Consider the following 22345-nt stretch of genomic DNA (forward strand, 5'->3'; position numbering starts at 1 on the left):
CATGAGCGAAATCCTCTCCCCCGCGAATCTCGGTGCCAGCGACAATATTCCGAACAACAGCTACGCCTATTGCATCGATCTGACCGGGCCGTGGTTCATGCGCAAGGGCGCCATGATCGCCTACTACGGCCAGATCAATTTCCAGCTGCTCACGCACGGTCTGCAGGGCCACCTCACCCAAATGGTGAGCAGCCAGTTCTCGGCGCCGCTGTTCGCCGGTGAGTACGTGGTGGCCGAGGGCCACGGCAAGCTCATCATCGGCGACCGGGGTTACGACATCAATTCCTACGATCTCGAGGACGGCAACCTCACGATCCGCGGCGCCAACCTGCTCGCGTTCGAACCTGGCCTGGCGCTGAAACAGTCGATCGTGCCCGGCTTCCTCACCCTCATCGGCACCGGCAAGTTCCTCGCCTCGTCCAACGGACCGGTGATGTTCGCCGAACCCCCGCTGCGGGTGGACCCCGAGGCGCTGGTCGGCTGGGCCGACTGCCCGTCCCCGAGTCACCACTACGACCAGGGCTGGATCACCGGTTTCCTGTCGGCGGGCGCGGCCGCGATGGGCGCCACCTCCGGCGAGGAACGCCAGTTCGACTTCACCGGCGCGGGCACCGTCCTCATCCAGTCCTCGGAGAAGGTGATGAGCGACAACGCCCTGGTCCGCACCATCGAGGGCCAGTTGCAGAGCGGCGTGAGCGTGGGCGGCCTGCAACGCATCCAGGCCGTCGTCACCCAGAAACTCGCCGGTCAGCAGCAGTACTAGACCGGATCCGCGACGGGCAGGGCGGCGTGGAACCAGTCGAGGATTTCCACGCCCGCCAGGATGCCAGCGGTGGTGGTGACGGTGAGGTTGGGGGCGGTGTAGGCGAGTTCTTCGAGTTCGCCGTGGCGGGGGCGGATGGCGGCGTCGGCGGATTCGAGCATTTTCGCGTCGAGGGCGCCGTCGCCTGCGGCGAACAGTCGCGCGCCGTCGGGTAATTCGCCGGATTCGGTGAGGCGGCGACGGACTTCGGCGACGGCGAGGCTCTTGCAGACCGCGTCGGGCATGGTGTAGATCTTGCGGCCCTGCTGGGAGGCCGACCAGCCGTTGGCGCGACACCAGGTGTCCCATTCGGCGAGGAAGCCCGCCGGGACCGCCTCGGGGCGGACGACCAGGTAGCAGAACAATTCGTCGGCCTCGCGATACTTGGTGACCCAGGAATCGCTGATCCGCGAACGTAACTCGGCGCCGACGGCAGCCAAGGTCGCGCCGGTGGCGTTGACCTGATCGTCGATGGACAACCGCCACGCCGGGTCGGGAATGCCGTCGACGAGGATATTGCCGCCGTTGCTCGTGATGGCGAAACGCCACGGCGCACCGGGCAATTCGATGCGCTGGAACTGTTCGATGGTGCGGGTGGTCGTCGGGATCACCGGCGCGTTCGCGGCCAGCTCGCGCAAACGGGCGATCGCGGTGGTGGTCATATAGGACAGGGGTTCGCCCTCGTAGTACTCGACGCATTCCTTCTCGACACTGTCCGCGCCGTGGCAGGCGTTGCGCGAGAAGATCATCGTGCGATCCAGGTCGGTGGCGAACAGGGCGGTCACTGCGATAGCTCCTTGATCAGGCCCATGCAGGAGTAGGCCAGATCCGGCACCACCTCCACCGGGACATTGCGTGCGGCGGCGAGCAGGCGGATGTGGGCGTGCTCGGGTGCGTCGGCTTCCCGTACCAGCACCCGCCACGGTACGCGGCGCAGCAGCACCCGGGTGGTCTCGCCGACGCCGGGCTTCACGTAATTCACTGTGCTGATGCCGTATTCGGCACGCACCTTCTCCACCGACGCCCAGCCCGACCAGTCGGGTGTTCGATCGGAATCCCGCATCGCGGCGACGGCGGCGGGCACCTTGTCGCGAATGGATTCGAAGGCGGCGGTGACGGTGTCGATCAGTTTGTTCGACACGTCGTCGGCGGCCAGTTCGCGATAGAACTTGGCGCCGTGGAAGTCACGCGGGCCGATCAGCTTCTCGTTCAGGACCGTGCGTGAAACGAGGCCGGAGACAGTCGAATTCAGGCAGGCCGAGGCGATGAGGAAATCGTCACGGGTACCGAAGGTTCGCACGCAGTTGGCCGGGTCGGCCAGCACGACGAGTTCGTCGTCGAACCTGGCGCCGCCCGCCGCGTGATAGGCGTCGAGGGCGGCTGTGAGTTCGTGGGTGATGGCACCCTTGCCGGTCCAGCCGTCGACGAACACGATCGTGGACGGATCATGGTGGTGAGCAAGGTAATCCAGGGCGACCGAGTCGATGCCGCGGTCGCGGACGATGGACACCGCGTAATGCGGTGCGTCGAGGGCCGGACGCCCGATCCCGCTCACGAGCCAGCGCCGCATCAGCACACCGATCGGTGTCCCCGCGCGCGCCAGCGACACCAGCACGATGTTCTCGCCACGTTCGGCGACGACAAGTTCGGCCACCGTCGCCACGGCAAGGGCGAGCCGCTCGGCGCTGTCGGCGAGCACCCGATCGAAGAGTTCGCGGTAGGCGGCGTCGGGCTGATACTCCACCGGCAGTGACTCGGCGTAATGAGCCTTGCCCGCCTGGATGCGCCGTTCCCGTTCGGCCACATCGGCTTCCAGGTCGACATCGGAGAGATCCTTGAGCAGCCACGACACGTCTTCGCGCGCGTAGGAGCCGAAATCCGGGCCGTGCAGTGGCGCCGGGAACGCCCGCGCCTCCACGGGCTCGTGATCTGGGGCCACCAGCTCGTCCCGGCCGGCGGCACTGCCCGGTGCGCCGTTCGTGGCCCGGATCAGCCCATCCCCTGCTTGCGTACCCTCGTCCGATACCTGCGCAGTGCGCGAGGAGTTCAGCACGCGAGGGTCGGCCCCCGGGACAACGGCGACCAGCACATCCGCGCCGGATGTCGTGAGTACATCTACCAATCCACCCGGTGCGACGAGTTCCGCGGTGTCGGCGGGTGGGTCGATGACGACCAGCAGAACTGGGTTCTCACCGTCCCACTGCGCGTTGTAGAGGTAGCGCTGTGCGGTCGGGTCGGGTTCGGGGGCGGTGAAGCGAAAACCTCTGCGCAGGGGGTATCCGGGTTCGTCGAGGACGTAAGCCGGTGAGCGAGTGGTGGTTTGGAAGCGAGCGGGGATGCCCGCGTCGGCCAGTCCGGCAGCCAGGCGGACCGGCATGTACATGAGTTCCTCGTGGCCGAGCACGATCACCGGCCGTCCGGCGAACTCGGCGTCCAGCCGTGCGCGTACCTCGTCGACGACATCGTCGAGCGCGGCACCGAAAGCCGGGGCGTCGACGCGCAGGACACCATGGCGTCCGCCCTCGGGAACATCGTTCGGCCAGGTGAGTTCGAGTCGGCTGTACGAACCGGGCTCAGCCGCTTCAGGATTGAGTCGCGGCTCGGGCAGCGCCGCGACCGCGTCGACCAGACCGTTGGGCAGATCGACCAGACCTGTTGCCAGACAGACGGTATCGATACGCGCACCGAGCTCGGCGGCGAACTTCTCGAACTTTTCCCGGTCGGCGGCGGTCCGCAAGTCGACCAGCGAGGCCAGCACGTAGTGCGAACGCGGTGCGAACTCGTGCAGGGCCCGCACGGCATCGATAGCCGTATCGCCGGTGGAGATTTCGTCGTCCACGAGGACCAGCGGCAGATCATTGGCGAAGATGTCGGCCGGTGCCGGTTGCAGCAGGTGCGAGGTGGCATGGGAATGCCCCTCTTCGAAACCGGTGAGCGTGGTGGCACGCGATTCGTGTCGACGGGTGGAATGCAGGTAGCACCCCGCGTCGAGGTGCGCGGCCACGCAGTGCCCGAGACCTGTTGCCGTTTCCGCGAATCCGAGGACCACAGCCTCCCGCCCGCCGAGCTTGTCGGCGACCAGGTCGGCCAGACGGTCGCCCGCCCCGATCACCACGTGCGGGTCGGTCGGCAGGTGTTTGCCGAGCACGGTCGAGACCAGCAGATGCGCGCGACGCGGATTCCGGCGCAGCCCCGGACGCACCAATTCACCGATCGCCAGGTCGCGGGGCAGCGCACCCGATACGTCGGCGGAGAAAGCCTCCCCGTGGTGCAGGCGGATCCCGAGATGCCGGGTAGCCCAAGGTATTTCGATCGTGCTCACCGCGGTCATTCGGCAACCATCGCTGTCAGCAGATCCACGAAGGACACTCCCTTGTTCGCCACCCCGAACGCACGAGCCCGGACCAGCGTCTGGCGGGCCCAACTGCGATGGGGACGCATCTCGTTCATCTTGTTGCGGTACTCGGAGGCCGCCACCCCGCCGACATCGGCCTCCATGATGTGCAGCGCGTCGGCGTATTCCTCGTGCGTCACCACCGACAGCGCGTGCACGGCGGCCACGTGCGACGGGTGGATCACCGTTTTGCCCTGGATGCCGTTGGCGCGGTCGAGGGTGATCTCGCGCAGCAACCCGTCGAGGTCGCGGCTCACCAGGTACTGACGGAACGGCACCGCGTCGGATTCCTCGAACGGGGCGGTGCGCAGCAGCGGGCGGAACATGCGTTCGTGGTCGGCGAAGTACTCCCACACCGGGCCGGTGATGATGAACCCGGTGCCGTCGGCGCGGCCGAGGTAGTTGACGATGTCGGCGATCACGTCGGCGATCACCCGCACGTCGTAGATGGTGAGATCGCGGTCGCGGCGGATACCGAAGGTCGAGCACATGTCGGTGGCGCCGATGCGCACCGCGAGCAACCGGTCCCGATGCTCGGCGAGCAGCTCGGCGATGCGCGAGAGCTGTTCGTCGCGGGTCTGGCGATGCACGAGGTTCGCCGATTCCAGCACCGGCATGCCGTAGACGGGGCGGCCGAGGCGGTCACCGGCCGCGTCGAGCGCGGCCAGGTAGGCGGGCCCGGTGACGGCGTCGAACTTGGGGAAGACGAAACCGGTGAGCATGTCGGCGCCCGGGCCGAGCCGGTCGGCCAATTCGGTGACAGTCTGCACGTCCCGCACCCGGACGAACAGCATCGGCACCGGGTCGGCGACACCGGCGAGCAGGTCGAGGGTGGCGACCGCGTGTTCCTTCGCGGCGTCGACCTGATGGTCGGCCACGGCGTCCTCGAGGTCGATCACCATCGAGCACACCCCGCGCGCGGCGCGACGCAGGATGGTCGCGGCCAGATCGGGACGGGTCGCGGGCACGTACAGGGTGGCGCCGAGCGCGGTGGCGAGCAGTTCGCGGTCGGCGGTTCCCGGAATCGGTTCCGGTTCCACCAGGAACAACTCACGGCTGCGCGGGCCCTGCAAATTGTGGAAGTGGCGCAGCGGCACCTGCTTTCGCAGGTTCACCTCCGGTGCGATGGCGTAGCCTGCGGTCATTCCCCCCACCTCATTCGTCGACCCGTGTCATGTCGTGTGCGGTCCTAAGTGCTGTCGGTTCCTACGGTTTTTCGCATGCGATCGACCACTCCGGCGATGAACTCCGCGACGGTTCGCAGTTCAGAAACATACGCCCAATAGTCTGGATGACGACCCGTCAGTCCGGCCGTCATGCGATCGAGGCGTTCGGCTTGCGCGTCGAGCACCGAACCCCACTCGCCGACCAGCCCTCGATCGACGGCGAGCATCTGCGCGTCCCGCAGCCGGAATCGTACGGTGCGCAGCTGCGCTTCGGGGTCCGCACGCACCTGGCGCAACAGTTCGAGCCGCCGGGTGACGGCGTCGACGAGCTGTTCGGACTCGGCGAGGTGTTCGCGCGCGGTCGCTGTCAGGTCAAGGGCGGTCTCCGGGTCGCGGTCGGCAGCCGCGACACGCGCGCGTACCAGCGCCGCGTCCGCGGCCTCGATACCGCGCCGGCTTTCGCGTTCATTGTTGGTCAGATCCGCCGAACTCGCAGCGTTGAATTCGCGCAGCAACGCCGAGTACGCGGGGCCGAGCGCGTCGGCGCGGTTGCGCACGGCCGCCAGCCGGGTGGTCACCGAGGCGATCGCGTTGGTCGCGGCATTGGCCCGAGATGGTGCCTGCGCCAACGCTTCCCGCAATTCCACGCACGCCTGGCGCACCTCCGTCGCGACCTCCCGCGCGGCCGCCACAGCAGTACCCGGATCGACACCCGCCGCTGTGACCAGTGCCTCACTCAATTTCCGCACGCCGACGGTCACCGAGGGGTAGGAGGCGTACTCCGACGACTCGGCCGCGGCGAGCTCCTGCTCGGCCTCGCCCCGCACCTGCGCCAGCAACTGCGGCACCGAGGCCCGCACGCTCACCGCGTGCTCGAGTCCGGCCCGGTGCGCGTGATAGAACTCGTCGACCCCGCGCGCGGCGTCGGCGAGTTCGCGGACCAGCGCGTCGGCCCTGGCCGGGCCGTCGGCGATGGCGGTCCCCGCGGCCTCGGCGCTGTCGAGTTCGTCGGTGAAACTCAGATAGGCGCCCGACGCGGCATAGCACCGCGCACGCACCGGTTCCCATACCGCGCCGATGTGACGCTCGGGGAACACCTGCTCGCTCGCCGCCACACCCGCCTCCGCTGCCGTCTGCCTGCGATCCATATCGAGGAAGGCGGCGGCCGTCGCGGCCCGCGCCCCACTGATCCAGGCATTGTCCGGCCCCGACCTGAACCATCCGCGTCTGCGAGGTGTCACCGGCGTATCCCCTTTCCGAACCACGCAGCGGTCACCCGCCCGCTGACCCGATCGTAGGAGATTCCCCATCGCTACCAGGGCTCTCGGCTGTTCCTACGCAAGTTCGCCGAAACCTATTACTGTCGTAGCGGTACCCGGCGATTCGGACATGCTGGGAAACGACACACCGGACTAACCGAAGGGATTCCCGCATGGGTGTCAGTCTGTCCAAGGGCGGCAATGTCTCGCTGACCAAAGAGGCCCCGAACCTGACCGCGGTCGCGGTCGGCCTCGGCTGGGACGTGCGCACCACCACCGGCACCGACTTCGACCTCGACGCCAGCGCCATCGCGACCGGCGCCGACAAGAAGGTCGTGTCCGACAAGCACTTCGTGTTCTTCAACAACCTGAAGTCCCCCGAAGGCGCGATCGAGCACGCCGGCGACAACACCACCGGTGAGGGCGAGGGCGACGACGAGGTCATCAACGTCGACCTGGCCAACACCCCGCCGACCATCGAGAGCATCTTCTTCCCGGTCTCGATCTACGACGCGGAGACCCGTCAGCAGTCGTTCGGCCAGGTGCGCAACGCCTACATCCGCGTTGTCGACCGCGCCAACGGCACCGAGCTCGCCCGCTACGACCTGTCCGAGGACGCTTCCACCGAGACGGCTATGGTCTTCGGTGAGCTGTACCGTAACGGTGCCGAATGGAAGTTCCGCGCCATCGGTCAGGGCTACGCCTCCGGTCTGGCCGGTATCGCCCGCGACTACGGCGTCAACGTCTAGTCATCATCATGAGCAGGGGGCTCCAGGTTTCGGGCCCCCTGCTCGTGTGACACAGAAAGGTCCCTCCGCGTGATAACGCGCATCTTCGGCCTGTCCATCGTCATCACGGTGCTCTCGCTGGTCGTGGCCTACCTCTACGGTGGTCTGACCGCCCTCGCACTGTGTGCGATCCTCGGCATCCTCGAGGTGTCGCTGTCGTTCGACAACGCCGTCATCAACGCCACCGTGCTGGAACGGATGAGCGAATTCTGGCAGCGGATCTTCCTGACCGTCGGCATCCTCATCGCCGTGTTCGGTATGCGTCTGGTGTTCCCGCTCGCCATCGTGTGGGCCACCGCCGGACTGAACCCGGTCGAGGCCTTCGACCTGGCGCTGAACCCGCCGGCCAACGATGCCCTCGAGTTCCCCGACGGCAGCCCCAGCTACGAGAAGCTGCTCACCGACGCGCATCCGCAGATCGCGGCCTTCGGTGGCATGTTCCTCGCACTGCTGTTCCTGAACTTCATCTTCGAAGAGCGCGAGATCACCTGGCTGAGCTGGCTGGAGAAGCCGCTGGCGAAGGCGGGCAAGCTCGACATGCTCTCCGTCGTCGTCGCGGGCACCGGCCTGGTGCTGGTCGCGGAGTTCCTCGCCGCCGACGACAAGCGTTCGACCGTGCTCATCGCCGGCCTGCTCGGCATGATCACCTACATCCTCGTCGACGGTCTCGGCTCGATGTTCCACACCGAGGAGCTCGAGGAAGGCCCGCAGGGTGGCCCGTCCACGCTGGTCAAGGCCACCGGTAAGGCCGCGTTCTTCCTGTTCCTCTACCTCGAGGTGCTCGATGCCTCGTTCTCGTTCGACGGTGTGATCGGCGCGTTCGCCATCACCTCCGACCCGATCATCATCGCGCTCGGCCTCGGCCTGATCGGCGCGATGTTCGTCCGATCGATCACGGTGTACCTGGTCCGCCAGGGCACGCTGGCGGACTACGTGTACCTCGAGCACGGCGCCCACTGGGCGATCGGCGCGCTGGCCACGATCCTGCTGGTCTCGATCGGCGTGCACGTCGACGAGCTCATCACCGGCCTGATCGGTGTGGCGTTCATCGGCGCGGCGCTGATCAGCTCGATCATCCGCAACCGCAAGGCGGAGCCGGACGCGATCGAAGACAGCAAGGAACCCGCGTCGGTCTAGATGCGGTGACCTGCGGCGGCGGATCCTCGACGGATCCGCCGCCGTTGTCGTTTCTCAGGCCGGTTGCAGTTCGCGCCGGAGCTGTCCGGTGACGCGCTGGTCGGTGCGGCGTGGGCCGGCCCGCAGGAACACGAAGAACAGGATGATGAGCAGGGCGATCCGTGTCCAGACACCGAACTGGACGATGCCTTCCATGAGGTGCACGTTCTTCCCCTCGCCCATCGCCGCGAAGTAGCGGAAGACGCCGACGCCGACCGCGATGTCGGCGACCAGGTAGCCCGCGACGAGTGTCCACGGCACCTCGAGCAGCACGAGGAACGGAATTATCCACAGGGTGTATTGGGGTGAGTGCACCTTGTGGAAAAGCAGGAAACCGGCGAGCATCGCGCCGCTCACGCCCACCCAGGGGAACGCCGAGGCCGGGGTCCAGCGCCGGTAACCGAGCCACAGGGCAAGGGCGAACGACGCGAAGATCAGCAGCGGTGAGACCACCGAGACCATGGTGTGCCAGCTCTGCGAGGTGTCGGCGGTCCGGCCGAACAACGCCTGATGACCCCAGTACCAGATCGAATTGGTCGTGATGTCGGCCTGACGCATCTGCTGGAAGGTGATCGAGGCCCGCCACCCTTCCACCCCCGCGACCACGAACGGCAGATTCACCGCGACCACCGTCGCCATCGCCGCGAGCAATGTCTGCGACGCGCCTGCCACATCGAGTTCGCGCAACCGGCGCCCGTCGCGCGGCGCACCCTCGGTGAGAACGTAGAAGGCCAAGGGCAGCACGAAGATTCCGGGATAGATCTTGAGGCAGAAACCGAGCGCGAGCAGTACCCCGGCGATGATTCCCCTTGTCCGCACGGACAGACCGGTCAGCATCGTCGTCACATAGACCGCCGCCACCGCCGTGCACACCACCGGCAGTTCCCAGTTGTGGAAGGCGTAGAGCACCAGCGGCGGGCCGATCGCCCACAGCAGCGCGGCCGGACCTGCCATTCGCGCCAGCATCCAGGCGGTGAGCAGGGCGAACGGGGTGAGCAGCAGCGCCGAATGCCACAGGAAGTCGGCGTCGTTGGTCGCGCCGATCGCGCCAGCCCACATCAGCAGGCCGCTCAGCACGGGGTACTCGACGGCGCCGCCGGTGAGCGCGCCGTCGTCGGTGATGGCACCGTCGACGTACGGGAAAACGTGATTGTCGATATCGCGGCCAAGCCAGAGGAACTGGATATCCGAATAACAGACAGCGGTGTCCTTGCGCTCCTCGAAGACCAGGCTGCGGCCCGATTCGTCGATCGCGCCGCCCGCGCACCGGGCCTTGTTCGCATACGCCAGGGCGAGGGTGAGCCCGCACAACAGCACGATCAGGAAGGTCAGCGCCGTGGCTGTCGCCGCACGGCGTGCCGAATGCTGCTGCGGTACGGCCGTGGTCATGTCGACCACATTAAGCGGAACCGGCGCCGGAGCCCGGCGATCACCCGCCGCGCCGACCGGTTTCGATTCCACTCAGCGGCTCATGTAGCCTTGTCGGGTTGCTGACGCAACGAACCCTCCTGCCACGGAAAGTCCGTGGCCGTTTACCAGTCCACAGGAGGTGATTGGTCCGTGCGTCAATATGAAGTGATGGTCATCCTCGACCCCAGCCTGGACGAGCGCATCGTCGGGCAGTCCCTGGATACTCTGTTCTCGGTCGTGAAGACCGAGGGCGGCAAGCTCGACAAGGTCGACATCTGGGGCCGCCGCCGGCTCGCCTACGAAATCGCCAAGCAGGCCGAAGGCATCTACGCGATCGTCAACCTGACCGCGACCCCGGCCACCGTGAGCGAGCTCGACCGCCAGCTGGGCCTGAACGAGACGGTGCTGCGCACCAAGGTTCTGCGCAACGACAAGTAGTTCACATCTTTTGTGTCGGAGCCTGGCTTTAGGCTCAGCGCAAATCCCGAGATGTGGACTGCACCCCGAGCAGGAGGAACCCCATGGCAGGCGACACGGTCATCACCGTCATCGGAAACTTGACGGCAGACCCCGAGCTTCGTTTCACGCCCGCGGGCGCAGCGGTGGCTAATTTCACCGTCGCTTCGACTCCCCGTGTGTTCGATCGCAATTCGAACGAATGGAAAGACGGCGAGGCACTGTTTCTGCGCTGCAACATCTGGCGCGAAGCAGCGGAGAACGTCGCCGAAAGCCTGACCCGAGGCGCTCGCGTGATCGTGAGCGGACGGCTCAAGCAGCGCTCCTACGAAACCCGCGAGGGTGAGAAGCGCACGGTCGTCGAGCTCGAGGTCGACGAGGTCGGCCCGTCGCTGCGGTACGCGACCGCGAAGGTCTCCAAGGCCGGTCGTGGTGGCGGAGGCGGTGGCTTCGGTGGTGGTTCCGGTAATGCCGGTGGTGGTGCAAGCGCAGGCGGCTACAACGCCAACAGTGGCGGCGGACGCCCGGCAGGTAATGCCGGCGACGACGACCCGTGGGGTAGCGCGCCCGCGGCCGGCTCCTTCGGGGGCGGCGGCCGCATGGATGACGAACCGCCGTTCTGATCGAACGGCACTCATAGTACGGAGAGAAAACCATGCCTAAAGCGCCCGCGCGCGAAAAGGTACTGAAGAAGAAGGCCTGCGCTTTCTGCAAGGAAAGCAAGTCCGGAATCGTCAATATCGATTACAAGGACACCACGCTGCTGCGTAAGTACGTCAGCGATCGCGGCAAGATCCGCGCCCGCCGCGTCACCGGCAACTGCGTGCAGCACCAGCGTGACATCGCCGTTGCCGTCAAGAACTCGCGTGAGGTGGCTCTGCTGCCTTACGTGTCGACTGCTCGCTGAGAAAGGGAGTCGGACAGATGAAGCTCATCCTCACTGCTGATGTCGACAATCTCGGCGCCCCCGGCGACCTTGTCGAGGTCAAGGACGGCTACGGCCGCAACTTCCTGCTGCCCCGCGGTCTGGCCATCCAGGCCACCCGTGGCGCCCAGAAGCAGGTCGACGGCATCCGCCGCGCCCAGGACGCCCGCAAGGTGCGCGACCTGGATCACGCCAACGAGCTCAAGCAGGCCATCGAGGGCCTGACCGGTGTCTCGCTGACCGTGAAGACCGCCGACAGCGGCAAGCTGTTCGGTTCGGTCACCACCGCCGACGTGGCTTCGGCCATCAAGGCCGCCGGTGGCCCCGTGGTCGACAAGCGCAGCATCGAGCTGCCGAAGTCGCACATCAAGGCGACCGGCAAGCACGGCATCGCGGTGCACCTGCACCCCGATGTGGTTGCCAAGTTCGACCTCGAGGTCGCTGCGAACTAGTTTCGCCGGAAACCACCCCCGTGTTGTCACGGGGGTGGTTTCTGCTGCCCTTGTCGAGGGATCTTCTCCGATAGCTGGCGAGTAGCCGGGATTCGGGTTCATTGTGGTCGGGTAACCCGGCCCACAGTCGGCAACTGCCTGACCTCCTGTTATTCAGCCTGTGGATTACCGAGGAAACCGACCGGCAGAATTGTGACTCCGGTCATAACGTGAACGCCCGCTGTTTACCCAACACGCCCGGTTGTTCACGTTGGACGACACGCCGCAACTTCTTTAATCCACAGGGCCGGAGTCTGGTAAAGGGCGATCTATCAGGGCGTTCTACCGCACTGACCTGGGTTTTCCCCACGTTTTCCACAGGGGCTGCACAACAACAGGTGAACTACCCCCAAGTTATCCACAGTTGTGTGCACATGTCGGTTTGGCGTGGCTCGAAAACGTCGCCTAGGTTCATCGCATCGCCTCGCACGTGACCCCGGGAATCGTGCAGGGAACCGATTGCTGGCACTCGTGTCGGTGCCCGGGAGTACAACGAGTACATCGATGTGAAACCCCCGGTTCTGCGGGCAGAGAGGACGGTCGATTCTGGTGACTACCACCGGTGACCGCGCGCATACCGAGTTTCCACCCGAGCCCCCGGGCGAGGACTTCGGCCGTCAGCCCCCGCACGACATGGCTGCCGAACAGTCCGTCCTCGGCGGCATGCTGCTCAGCAAGGACGCCATCGCCGACGTGGTGGAGGTGCTGCGTCCCGGCGACTTCTACCGCCCCGCCCACCAGGCCGTCTACGACACCATCCTCGACCTGTACGGCCGCGGCGAACCTGCCGACCCCGTCACCGTCGCCGCGGGCCTCGACCGTCGTGGCGAACTGAAACGCATCGGCGGCCCCGCCTACCTGGTCACCCTCACCCAGACCGTCCCCACCGCCGCCAATGCCGGCTTCTATGCCGAAATCGTGGCCGAGAAGGCCATCCTGCGCCGCCTGGTCGAAGCGGGCACCCGCATCGTCCAGTTCGGCTACGCGGGCGCCGACGGCCAGGACGTCGCCGAGGTCGTCGACCGCGCCCAGGCCGAGATCTACGAGGTCACCGAACGCCGCACCACCGAGGACTTCACCCCCCTCGAAGAACTCCTCCAGCCGACGATGGACGAAATCGACTCCATCGCCTCCCGAGGCGGAATCTCCCTCGGCGTCCCCACGGGCTTCACCGAACTGGACGAGCTCACCAACGGTCTACACCCGGGTCAGATGATCATCGTCGCGGCCAGGCCTGGCGTCGGCAAATCGACCCTGGGAATGGATTTCATGCGTAGTTGCTCGATCAAGCACGGCATGGCCAGTGTTATTTTCTCGCTCGAAATGAGCCGGACCGAGATTGTGATGCGTCTGCTCTCGGCCGAGGCGAAGATCAAGCTGGGCGATATGCGTTCGGGTCGGATGAGTGATGACGACTGGACGAAGCTCGCACGGCGGATGAGTGAGATCAGTGAGGCGCCGCTGTTCGTGGATGATTCGCCGAACTTGACCATGATGGAGATTCGGGCGAAGGCGCGGCGGCTCAAGCAGCGTCATGACCTGAAACTCGTTGTGGTGGACTACCTGCAGCTGATGAGCTCGGGGAAGAAGGTCGAGTCCCGGCAGCAGGAAGTTTCGGAATTCTCGCGTCACCTCAAGCTGCTGGCCAAGGAACTCGAAGTTCCCGTGATCGCGATCTCCCAGCTGAACCGTGGTCCGGAACAGCGAACCGACAAGCGCCCCATGGTGTCCGACCTCCGCGAGTCCGGCTCGCTCGAGCAGGACGCCGACATGGTCATCCTGCTGCACCGCCCGGACGCCTTCGAACGTGACGACCCACGCGGTGGCGAGGCAGACCTCATCGTCGGCAAGCACCGTAACGGTCCGACAGCCACCATCACCGTTGCGCACCAGCTGCATCTGAGCCGGTTCGTGGATATGGCCCGCGGCTGATCGGTGCGCGGAGAGCCGTCGCGCGCACCGATCTACCGCTTTCCCCGGCACCGCCACTACCAGCGTGATGATCAGCACGAACGCAACCAATGCTGTGCCGGTGCGCAGGAAGTGGAAGATGTCCCAGCGGGTGAGCAGGGTGGTGTAGTCGGCGGAGACGCCGTTGCGCGCCCAGTCGTTGATCCGGTGGTTGATCGGCACGTTGCCGAGGCGGGTGATCAGGAACGAGCCGATCACGAAGACTGTTGCCGCAGCGGCGAGTAGACGTTCGCGGTGGGCTGACACCACGGCGAGGACGAGGCAGCTCAGTGCGGCCACGGCCATGGTGAGTTGCATGCTGATGCTGTTGTTGCGCATCAGCTCGGTGTGGAATTCGAGGCGCATCTGTAGCGGCACCCGGTGGAACGTCGGGATCAGATTCGCGGCGCCGTAACCGAAGGCGCCGACGAGTAGGCCGGTGGCGAGCAAGGCGAGCGCGCGCAGCAGTGCGAATTTTATCGGGTCACGACTTTCGGAGCAAAGGGACGCAACGTTTTCGGCGGTGCGCTTACCCAGAAGATATCTACAGCCAGGCTGCGCGATTGGTGAAGTCGAAGGGGTCGCCATCGATGCACCAGGAGATGATCCGGTCGGGGTGGATGCGGATCAGAACAGGATCAGTGCGGTGCACAGGGCGGCGATGGCGGTGAACTGCAGGGTTACCCGGTATTTCAGGATGCTGTCCCACTTGTCCTGCAGTGCACGGGCATCGGCGGGGATGATGCCGCTCAGTGCGGCGGCGGTCTGCCGGGAGTTGATCGGCTTGGCGATGCGCACGTAGAGGGCGAGCCAGGTGAGTAGCGCGGCTACCGCGAGACCCGCCGCCACGGCAGCGCCGAGTTGGCCGGCGAGCAGCGCGATCAGCAGGGTGAGCACGGCGGTGACGATGCCGCCCGCACCGACGACCGGCATCCGTTTGTCGCCGTAGTAATGCCCCCACCCCGCACTCACCGTCACGGTCGCGTCGTCGAGCTTCCGGTAGACCGACCGCATGATCACCGCCCCGCAGACATCGGTGCCGTAGACGACGGCATTGGCGAGTACGGCGACGGTGGCAATGATCTGGCCGGTGACAACAAGCATTTTCGGCTTCCCTTCCTGGGGCTTTCTCGTATGTCCGAGAATGCGCGCCGGGGTTTGGAAGGCACTAGGAGCGGACTTGGAAACGGCGGACGCCCCCGTGTCAGCGGGCGTGTAGGTCGGGTGTCAGGGCGGTGTCAGGAGGTGGCGTGACAGTGGTTCTCGTAACGGCGAGAACGAACTGGAAGGCAAGAGTGATGACTGCTCAGGGAACAAATCGGGGTAATGCGTGGAGCGGCATGGTCGAGGTGGACGACACCGCGTTGGCCGTGACCGACACCGGTGGCGACGGTATTCCGGTGATCTACCTGAACGGGCAGTTCGCTACCCAGGGTTACTGGAAGAAGACCATTGCCGAACTGGGTGACGGCTTCCGGCACATCACTTTCGACGAGCGGGGGCGCGGGCGGAAGTCCAAGACGTCCAAGGACTACTCGTTCGAGGCGGCGGTGCGGGATGTGGATGCGGTGCTCGCGGCCAGGGGTGTGGAGCGGGCCATTGTCGTGGCGTGGTCCTATGGCGCGGTCGTGGGAGCGCATTGGGCGCAACGGAATCCGGAGCGGACCATCGGGGCGGTGCTCGTGGACGGCGCGTTTCCCTACGACTGGCTCGATGACGCGATGGAGCAGCGCATCCGGAAACTGTTCAAACGGTTGAACTGGGTGATGCCGTTGCTGCGGCCGACGGGGTTGACGCCGCGGTTGTCAGCGGCCGAGCAGGCCGAGAGCAATATCGAGCTCGGGAAACTCTCGCGGGAGAGTGCGCTGGGTCCGGTGCTGGACGCGATCACAGTTCCGGTGCGGTATGTGATCGCTTCGGGAACGTCGTTCGGCAGCAAGAAGGACGAGCAGGAGAAGATCCGCAAGGGGTTGGATTCGGCTGTCGCCCGCAACGAGAACATCGAGCTCGGGGCGAAGGTGCCGAGCAATCACGGTGCGATCCTGCGGAAGGATTTCCGGGCGATCGCGGATTCGGTGCGCGAAATCGCCGGATGAGGCCGGCGGGGCCGGGAAGCGACAGACTTCCCGGCCGGGCCGGTCAGGAGTTGACGCGCTCGGTGGGGTCGTCGTCGGGAGAACCCTTGCGGCGCATCCGCTTGACCACCTCGACGACGATCGGCAGCACGGAGACGGCGACGATGAGCAGGAAGATCAGGTCGACATTGTCGCGGACCACGGCGATCTGCCCGAGCAGGTAACCGAGGTAGGTGACGCCCGCGCCCCACGCAACACCGCCGATCACGTTGTAGAGCGCGAAAGTCCGGTATCGCATGGCCGACGCGCCTGCCACGACGGGCGCGAAGGTGCGCACGATCGGGACGAAGCGGGCGAGCACGATGGTGATCGGTCCGTGCTTTTCGAAGAATTCGTGGGATTCGTCGATATAGCGCTTCTTGAAGAACCGGGCGTCGTTGCTCTTGAACAACGCGGTCCCACCGCGCGCACCGATCACGTACCCGACCTGGTCGCCGAGGATCGCGGCGACGGGGATCAGCACGAGCAGCACCCCGATCGGCGCGAACGGTTCGATCTCGGTCGACTTCGACGCCGCGATCAACCCGGCGGTGAACAGCAGGGAATCGCCGGGCAGCAGCGGGAACAGCAAACCGGACTCGATGAACACCACCAGCAGCAGCCCGGCGAGCATCCAGGTGCCGAAGGAGTTGAGCAGGTTCACCGGGTCGAGGAAGCCGGGCAGCAGCGCGAGGTGCACGGTGTCGGCCGGGAGGTGCGAGGTCATAGTCCTACCTGGGGATGACGGGTCGGTTCACGTCGTAATTGTTCCATTCGGACGCTATCACCCGGGCCGCGCCACCACCCTCACCACGATAGCGAGCCCGCATGACCACGGACATAGCGGCATACGGCCCCGTACGCCGCAGTAACGATCTTGCAGGTGGGGGCGACATGGTTCGTGACATGCGGCCCGTCGGGGGGCCTGCCCACCTGTAGGTCGTTCGAACGGGATCAACATATGAATCTGCGTGCGTTTCTCGCGAAACATCGCATCGCTTCTGCTGTTGCCGCGCCTGCGGCGTTGGGGGTCGCGGCCATCGTCGCCGCGTCGTTCGCGGTGACATCGAAGCCCGCCTCCCCCGAATACACCCTCACCACATCGGTGACCGAGTGCCGCGAGATGGTGACCATCTCGGTGGCCGGTCGCAACGACACCCCGGTCGAGGGCACCACCGCCATGCTGCTCGACGCCAACGGCAACCCGCTGCCCGCCGCGCTGTCGGGCGACCACAGCAGTGTGTGGGTCGACCCGGTGGTGAACGCGCCACGTGACGATCTGGCCGAAGGCGAGTACGCGGCGGTGTACATCGCGTACCCGGCGGACATGTCGACCTACGAGGACGCGGTGAACGCGGGTGTCGCCAACACCCAGCGCGTGATGCGGGAGATCTCCGCGGCCTGCCCGGACACCAAGTTCTCCATCGTCGGCTACAGCGAGGGCGCCGACGTGGTTCGCCGCGTCGCCGAGGGCATCGGCAACGACGACCCGGCGGACGGCTACGGAGTGGTCGATCCCGACGACGTGCTCGGCGTGGTGATGTTCGCCGATGCCGGTCGCGGGGCGGGTGAGGGCCCGTTCATCGGCGCCGAGGACCCCTTCGCCAACCCGGACGGTTTCGACCAGAAGTACCAGGACGGCACGAAGCCGATCTCGGGCAAGGGCGTCACCACGGGCGGCGACTTCGGCGCCCTCAACGGCAAGATCGCCTCGTTCTGCTCCGAGGGCGACCTGACTTGCGCCGCGCCGGAGAACATTTCGCTGCTGCAACTGGCCGCCAACGTGGGCAGGCAGATCAATGTCGACGATCTGCAGCGCGACGGTCTCACCCCGGCGACGGGCCAGGACATGGCGTTCACCCTGGGCCGGATCGCGATGGCCGCCTTCTCCGATATCGCCGCGAACCCCAATTGGATGGCCAGCGACGAAACCTTCCTCGATGTGCTGCTGAAGGTGTCGGACCCGGATTACAAGCCGGGTGTGACGAAGGCGCCGGCGAAGGCGGACACGATTGCGGCCGAGAAGATCTCGCCGCTGGCGTACCTGCCGCAGAAGGTGTTCAACGAGATCGTCGGGCTGATCGTGACGAACCAGAACACCATCCCGGTGGCGCTGAGCGATCCGTACCAGCTCACCCTCGGCCCCAACGGCACCGGTCATCACTTCGACTACTGGCGCGATTCCGATGCGGCCAACGGTAAGCCGCTGACCTCGGCGGAGTACGCCGCCGCCTGGCTGACACACCTGGCCAAGCAGGCGCAGGCGGGCGAGACGGTCGACGCGAAGTCGGCTCCGGAGGACTCCGATGTGACGGCCGCGCTCGCCGCGCCGACCAAGCCTGCGACCACGACCACCTCGGCGGCGCCGAGCACGTCGAAGACCGCCGAGCCCACGTCGAGCACGTCGAAGGCGGCGACCAGCACGTCGAAGCCGTCGACCACCGTCGAATCGTCGACCGTCGCACCGTCCACCACGACGGCCCCGCCGACCACCACCGAAGAGCCGGCGACCAACCAGGCCGCCGCCCCGGAAACCACCACCCAGGCGCCCGCGCCGAGCACAACGGTGGCTCCGACCACAACGGTCGCGCCGAGCACCACTGTCGCGCCGTCCACCACCGCGACGAACTGATCGACGCCGAAGAACCCGGTGTGACCTCGTGTCGCACCGGGTTTTTCGTGTCCGCGCCCGCCGGGAAAGCACCGACATCGCGGTCCGACGCGCCGATCATGGTGACTGTGACGGGCCTCGGTGCAATGATCGGCGGGTGACTCAGTGGCTCCCACTCCTCGGCTCGCTCCCCGTCGCCGGCGCAGTTCTGGTCGGCGTGATCGCCAACAACCGAACCCACCGCGATGCACTCGCGGCGGCCGACGAGCGTGGCAGGCAGGCGCTCGACGCCGCGCAACGCCATGTCGAGCTGTCGAACATGGTCGGTGACCAACGCGATCACGAGGCGTGGCGGCGCGAGGCCGTGCTCGCCGCGGTCGCTTCGATCCTGGAGACCTCGGCGTCGGTGCGGGCCGATCTGGCCAGCTGTGGCGATTGGGAACTGCTGACGACCGAGGAGATCGACAATGCGGGCGCGCAGATCCACAAGCTGATCTGGGGTGGCCCGAGCGGGATGCTCACTCGGTTGCGGGTGGTTGCCCATCGCCGCATCCCCAACAAGTGTGAAGACCTGTTGCGCACGCTCACCGTCGCCCAGCACATCACCATGCAGCGCCTGAAGCTCCACATCGATGTGGAGGCGACGGTCGAGGAGCTCGAGGAGATGGCGTCGCTGTGGCAGAAGGCGATGCGGCATGCGGCCGAGCAGGAGCGGGCGCTGGTGGAGACCACCCGGATCGAGCTCGGGATCGAGATCGCCTCGAAAACCGTAGGCGCGGAACCGGCTCCGGCACCTGCTCGCGTGGTTGCCGAAACCCAGTCGCCGACAGCCCATTCCGACGCAGCCGAGTCCGTGGAGCAGGAGCAGCAACCTTCCGTGCCACCGCAATCCGCTGACCCCCAGGCCCAACCCGAACAGGTCACCGAGACTCAGCCGATCGCGGAATCACCGCACCCGACCGAAGCACTGGACAACGATCCGCGCGACGCGGCCGACCCGCGCGAAGCCGAAACGGTCAGGGCCTGATCCGTCCTCGCATGCGAGACCGACGGGCGCACTGATTCGCGGCTCGGTGTGCTCGTCCGGAGCGCTGTTTTCCAGTACGAGGTGAAGCAGTGGTGCGCTGTGGAAGTTCGGCAGGGTCGCGACGTTCGGCTGACGTCACCCGTACCACCGGGTAGCGTGGATACATACGGCACGCAGGGGTGCCGTACCCGACAGCGTGGTCGATCATCTGAAATCTTTGCCATCACCTGTCGTCAGGGGGCGATCTCGCATGGATCTCATAGCGCCGTTGGATGCGCTGTTCTTGCTCGCGGAATCTCGGGAACACCCGATGCACGTCGGGTCACTGCAACTGTTCGAACCGCCCGAGGATGCCGGGCCCGACTATCTTCGCGAACTGCGCGAAACGCTACTGGCCGACAACACCGTTCGGCCCACCTTCAGCAGGCGGCCCGCCACCTGGCTTGGTGCTCCGCAGCTGGCGTGGACCCAGGACGACGAGGTCGACCTGGATTATCACCTGCAGCACAGCGCACTGCCCGCGCCCGGCGGGATGGACCAGCTGCTCGACCACGTCTCGACCCTGCACAGCGCGCTGCTCGACCGGCACCGCCCGATGTGGGAGATGCATTTCATCGAAGGTCTGGCCGACGGCCGCTTCGCGTTGTACGCGAAGATGCACCACGCGTTGATCGACGGGGTCTCCGCCCAGCGGATCATGCAGCGCACCCTCACCACCGACCCGTTCGCCACCGAGGTGACGGTTCCGTGGAACCTGCCGCGCAAGGAGCGCACGCCGCGGACCGCGCAGCCGAAGACGGGACTGCTCGGCGCGCTGTCGTCGGCGAGTTCATCGGCGGCCGCGCTGCTGAAAGCCACCAGGACCGGGCTGCTCGAGCAGCAGCTCACCCTCCCGTTCGAGGCGCCGCGCACCCTGCTCAACGTGCCGATCGGCGGCGCCCGCAAGTGCGCGGTGCGCAGCTGGTCGATGGACCGGCTCAAGCAGGTGAAGAAGGCGACCGGCACCACCCTCAACGATGTGGTGCTCGCGATGTCGGCCGGCGCGCTGCGCGCATACCTGCTGGAGCACAACGCCTTACCGGACAAGCCGCTGATCGCGATGGTTCCGGTGTCGTTGCGCGACGAGGACGACCTCGACACGCAGGGCGTGAAAGTGGCTGCGCTGCTGTGCAATCTCGGTACCGATATCGAGGACCCGGCCGAACGCCTTCGGGTGGTGAGCGATTCGATGCGGCGCAACAAGCAGGTGTATCACGGTCTCGGCCCATTGCAGACGCTCGCCGTGTCCGGGGCGGTGGTGAGCCCGATGGCGGCGATGCTGCTCCCGGGCTTCGCGTCGATGACGGCGCCGCCGTTCAACATCGTCATCTCCAATGTGCCCGGTCCGCGCGAATCGATGTACTGGAACGGCGCGCGGCTGGACGCGGTCTTCCCGCTCTCCATCCCACTGGACAGCCAGGCCGTGAACATCACCCTCACCTCCAATGCCGACAACCTCGATTTCGGCCTGGTCGGCTGCCGTCGCACCCTGCCCGACCTGCATCGATTGCTCGACCACCTGGAGGATTCGCTGTCGGCACTGGAGGACGCGGCGCTCTAGAAATTGGGCATTCTCCACCAAACTAGAACGTGTTACAGTTCGGTATGCGTACCGAATTCTGCGAACAGCTCGGCATCGAATTCCCGATCTTCGCCTTCACCCACTGCCGCGACGTCGTGGCGGCGGTGAGCAATGCGGGCGGACTCGGGGTGCTCGGCGCGGTCGGCTTCACCGCCGAACAGCTCGAGGTGGAGCTGGCTTGGCTCGATGAACACGTCAACGGCATCTACGGCGTCGACCTGGTGATCCCCTCGAAGTACGAGGGCAAGGGTGTCGACGGCCTGACCCCCGAGCAGCTGGAAAAGCAACTGGCGCAGATGGTTCCGCAGGGCCATCGCGACTTCGCCCAGCAGATCCTCTCCGACCACAACGTGCCGCCGCTGCCCGACGGCGAACACCACAACGAGCTGCTCGGCTGGACCGCGACCACCGCCGGCCCGCAGGTCGACGTCATCCTGAACCACCCCAAGGCCAAGCTCGTCGCCAACGCACTCGGCACCCCGCCCGACGATGTCATCAAGCGCATCCAGGACTCCGGCCGGGTGATCGGCGCGCTGTGCGGTTCGGTGAAGCACGCGATGAACCACAAGGCCGCGGGCCTGGACTTCGTGGTGTGCCAGGGCACCGAGGGCGGCGGGCACTGCGGCGAGGTGTCCTCGCTGGTGCTGTGGCCGCAGGTGATCGAGGCGATCGGCGACACGCCGGTGCTGGCGGCCGGTGGTATCGGCAACGGCGCGCAGGTCGCGGCGGCGCTGGCGATGGGCGCGGCGGGTGCGTGGACGGGCTCGCTGTGGCTCACCGTCGAGGAGGCCAATGTGCCACCCGCGCAGATGGAGACCTACCTCGAGGCCGACAGCCACTCCACCATCCGCTCGCGGTCGTGGACGGGCAAGCCGTGCCGCATGCTGCGCAACGACTGGACCGACGCCTGGGAATCGACCGACACTCCCGACCCGCTGCCGATGCCGCTGCAGATGATGGTGGCCCTCGACGGCGTCAAGCGCGGACACCGCTACCCCGAGGCCGCCAAGGACGTGAACTTCAATCCGGTGGGCCAGGTGGTCGGCATGATGAACAAGGTGGAGCGCAGTGCCGACGTGATCGAGCGACTGGTGAACGAATACGTCACCGCGTGCGATCGGCTCAGCACTCTCAACTCCTGACCGTCCGGATGCC

The 22345-nt window shown here is 66.3% G+C and carries 20 protein-coding genes and 1 pseudogene; 13 read left to right on the top strand and 8 right to left on the bottom strand.

All coding sequences use genetic code 11. From position 1 onward, the window contains the following. The first annotated feature begins 1 nt into the window (after position 1). Entirely contained in the window at positions 2-763 is a 762-nt protein-coding gene (locus tag LDL21_RS22015) for an AIM24 family protein (RefSeq protein WP_181698602.1), read from the top strand. On the opposite strand, the gene LDL21_RS22020 is transcribed toward LDL21_RS22015, so the two are convergent. The 4 genes from LDL21_RS22020 to LDL21_RS22035 are packed head-to-tail and all read right to left on the bottom strand — an operon-like array spanning position 760 to position 6603. Then, positions 760-1587 carry an HAD family hydrolase gene (locus LDL21_RS22020; RefSeq protein WP_443678051.1) on the bottom strand — a complete coding sequence of 276 codons (828 nt, stop codon included), beginning with the start codon at positions 1585-1587 and terminating at the stop codon, positions 760-762. The genes LDL21_RS22015 and LDL21_RS22020 overlap by 4 nt on opposite strands. Next, positions 1584-4133, bottom strand: coding sequence for a phosphoribosyltransferase (locus tag LDL21_RS22025; protein ID WP_225281583.1), 2550 nt, complete (start codon positions 4131-4133; stop codon positions 1584-1586). The genes LDL21_RS22020 and LDL21_RS22025 overlap by 4 nt, the downstream gene beginning before the upstream one ends. Further along, positions 4130-5341 (bottom strand): HpcH/HpaI aldolase/citrate lyase family protein, encoded by a 1212-nt coding sequence (locus tag LDL21_RS22030; RefSeq protein ID WP_181698600.1) that lies wholly within the window; start codon positions 5339-5341, stop codon positions 4130-4132. Before LDL21_RS22030 ends, LDL21_RS22025 begins: the two co-directional genes overlap by 4 nt. A gap of 44 nt (positions 5342-5385) precedes the next feature. Continuing rightward, positions 5386-6603 carry a hypothetical protein gene (locus LDL21_RS22035; protein ID WP_225281584.1) on the bottom strand — a complete coding sequence of 406 codons (1218 nt, stop codon included), beginning with the start codon at positions 6601-6603 and terminating at the stop codon, positions 5386-5388. 191 nt (positions 6604-6794) lie between these two features. On the opposite strand from LDL21_RS22035, the gene LDL21_RS22040 reads away from it, so the two are divergent. Both LDL21_RS22040 and LDL21_RS22045 read left to right on the top strand, forming a co-directional pair. Continuing rightward, positions 6795-7370: a TerD family protein gene (locus LDL21_RS22040; RefSeq protein WP_067497229.1), complete on the top strand. Its 576-nt coding sequence runs from the start codon at positions 6795-6797 to the stop codon at positions 7368-7370. A 69-nt stretch (positions 7371-7439) separates the two neighbouring features. After that, positions 7440-8546, top strand: coding sequence for a DUF475 domain-containing protein (locus LDL21_RS22045; RefSeq protein ID WP_181698599.1), 1107 nt, complete (start codon positions 7440-7442; stop codon positions 8544-8546). Positions 8547-8600: 54 nt separating this feature from the next. Here the strand turns inward: LDL21_RS22045 and LDL21_RS22050 are convergent, their stop codons facing one another. Next, complete coding sequence (locus tag LDL21_RS22050; protein WP_225281585.1) at positions 8601-9974, bottom strand: glycosyltransferase family 87 protein; 1374 nt, start codon at positions 9972-9974, stop codon at positions 8601-8603. A 171-nt stretch (positions 9975-10145) separates the two neighbouring features. Between LDL21_RS22050 and rpsF the strand changes: the two genes are divergently transcribed. The 5 genes from rpsF to dnaB all read left to right on the top strand — a co-directional run bounded on the left by rpsF (position 10146) and on the right by dnaB (position 13799). Next, positions 10146-10433 (top strand): 30S ribosomal protein S6, encoded by a 288-nt coding sequence (gene rpsF / locus LDL21_RS22055; protein ID WP_181698616.1) that lies wholly within the window; start codon positions 10146-10148, stop codon positions 10431-10433. 83 nt (positions 10434-10516) lie between these two features. Then, a complete protein-coding gene (locus LDL21_RS22060) occupies positions 10517-11074 on the top strand; it encodes a single-stranded DNA-binding protein (RefSeq protein WP_067497236.1) in 558 nt (185 codons plus the stop codon). A 32-nt stretch (positions 11075-11106) separates the two neighbouring features. After that, positions 11107-11358: a 30S ribosomal protein S18 gene (rpsR, locus tag LDL21_RS22065; RefSeq protein ID WP_067497238.1), complete on the top strand. Its 252-nt coding sequence runs from the start codon at positions 11107-11109 to the stop codon at positions 11356-11358. A 17-nt stretch (positions 11359-11375) separates the two neighbouring features. Beyond that, positions 11376-11828, top strand: a complete 453-nt coding sequence (gene rplI, locus LDL21_RS22070; RefSeq protein WP_225281586.1) for a 50S ribosomal protein L9 — start codon at positions 11376-11378, stop codon at positions 11826-11828. Between the two features lie 588 nt (positions 11829-12416). Next, a complete protein-coding gene (gene dnaB / locus LDL21_RS22075; protein ID WP_157105125.1) occupies positions 12417-13799 on the top strand; it encodes a replicative DNA helicase in 1383 nt (460 codons plus the stop codon). An 84-nt stretch (positions 13800-13883) separates the two neighbouring features. Here dnaB and LDL21_RS22080 read toward each other — a convergent pair. Both LDL21_RS22080 and LDL21_RS22085 read right to left on the bottom strand, forming a co-directional pair. Next, positions 13884-14405, bottom strand: a pseudogene (locus tag LDL21_RS22080) (anthrone oxygenase family protein); the annotation flags it as partial. A 39-nt stretch (positions 14406-14444) separates the two neighbouring features. Further along, positions 14445-14921 carry a DUF1772 domain-containing protein gene (locus tag LDL21_RS22085; RefSeq protein ID WP_181698594.1) on the bottom strand — a complete coding sequence of 159 codons (477 nt, stop codon included), beginning with the start codon at positions 14919-14921 and terminating at the stop codon, positions 14445-14447. A gap of 236 nt (positions 14922-15157) precedes the next feature. On the opposite strand from LDL21_RS22085, the gene LDL21_RS22090 reads away from it, so the two are divergent. After that, positions 15158-15913: an alpha/beta fold hydrolase gene (locus LDL21_RS22090; RefSeq protein WP_225281587.1), complete on the top strand. Its 756-nt coding sequence runs from the start codon at positions 15158-15160 to the stop codon at positions 15911-15913. A gap of 43 nt (positions 15914-15956) precedes the next feature. Here LDL21_RS22090 and LDL21_RS22095 read toward each other — a convergent pair whose 3' ends face one another. Beyond that, positions 15957-16658 carry a VTT domain-containing protein gene (locus LDL21_RS22095; protein WP_181698592.1) on the bottom strand — a complete coding sequence of 234 codons (702 nt, stop codon included), beginning with the start codon at positions 16656-16658 and terminating at the stop codon, positions 15957-15959. 234 nt (positions 16659-16892) lie between these two features. On the opposite strand from LDL21_RS22095, the gene LDL21_RS22100 reads away from it, so the two are divergent. The 4 genes from LDL21_RS22100 (at position 16893) to LDL21_RS22115 (ending at position 22332) form a co-directional block, all read left to right on the top strand. After that, positions 16893-18563, top strand: a complete 1671-nt coding sequence (locus LDL21_RS22100) for a cutinase family protein (RefSeq protein ID WP_225281588.1) — start codon at positions 16893-16895, stop codon at positions 18561-18563. A gap of 136 nt (positions 18564-18699) precedes the next feature. Beyond that, complete coding sequence (locus tag LDL21_RS22105; protein WP_225281589.1) at positions 18700-19569, top strand: hypothetical protein; 870 nt, start codon at positions 18700-18702, stop codon at positions 19567-19569. A gap of 250 nt (positions 19570-19819) precedes the next feature. Further along, a complete protein-coding gene (locus LDL21_RS22110; RefSeq protein WP_225281590.1) occupies positions 19820-21169 on the top strand; it encodes a WS/DGAT/MGAT family O-acyltransferase in 1350 nt (449 codons plus the stop codon). Between the two features lie 44 nt (positions 21170-21213). Beyond that, complete coding sequence (locus LDL21_RS22115; RefSeq protein ID WP_067497251.1) at positions 21214-22332, top strand: NAD(P)H-dependent flavin oxidoreductase; 1119 nt, start codon at positions 21214-21216, stop codon at positions 22330-22332. The last annotated feature ends 13 nt before the right edge of the window (positions 22333-22345 follow it).

This window comes from Nocardia rosealba, assembly GCF_020216065.1.
GTDB lineage: Bacteria > Actinomycetota > Actinomycetes > Mycobacteriales > Mycobacteriaceae > Nocardia > Nocardia rosealba.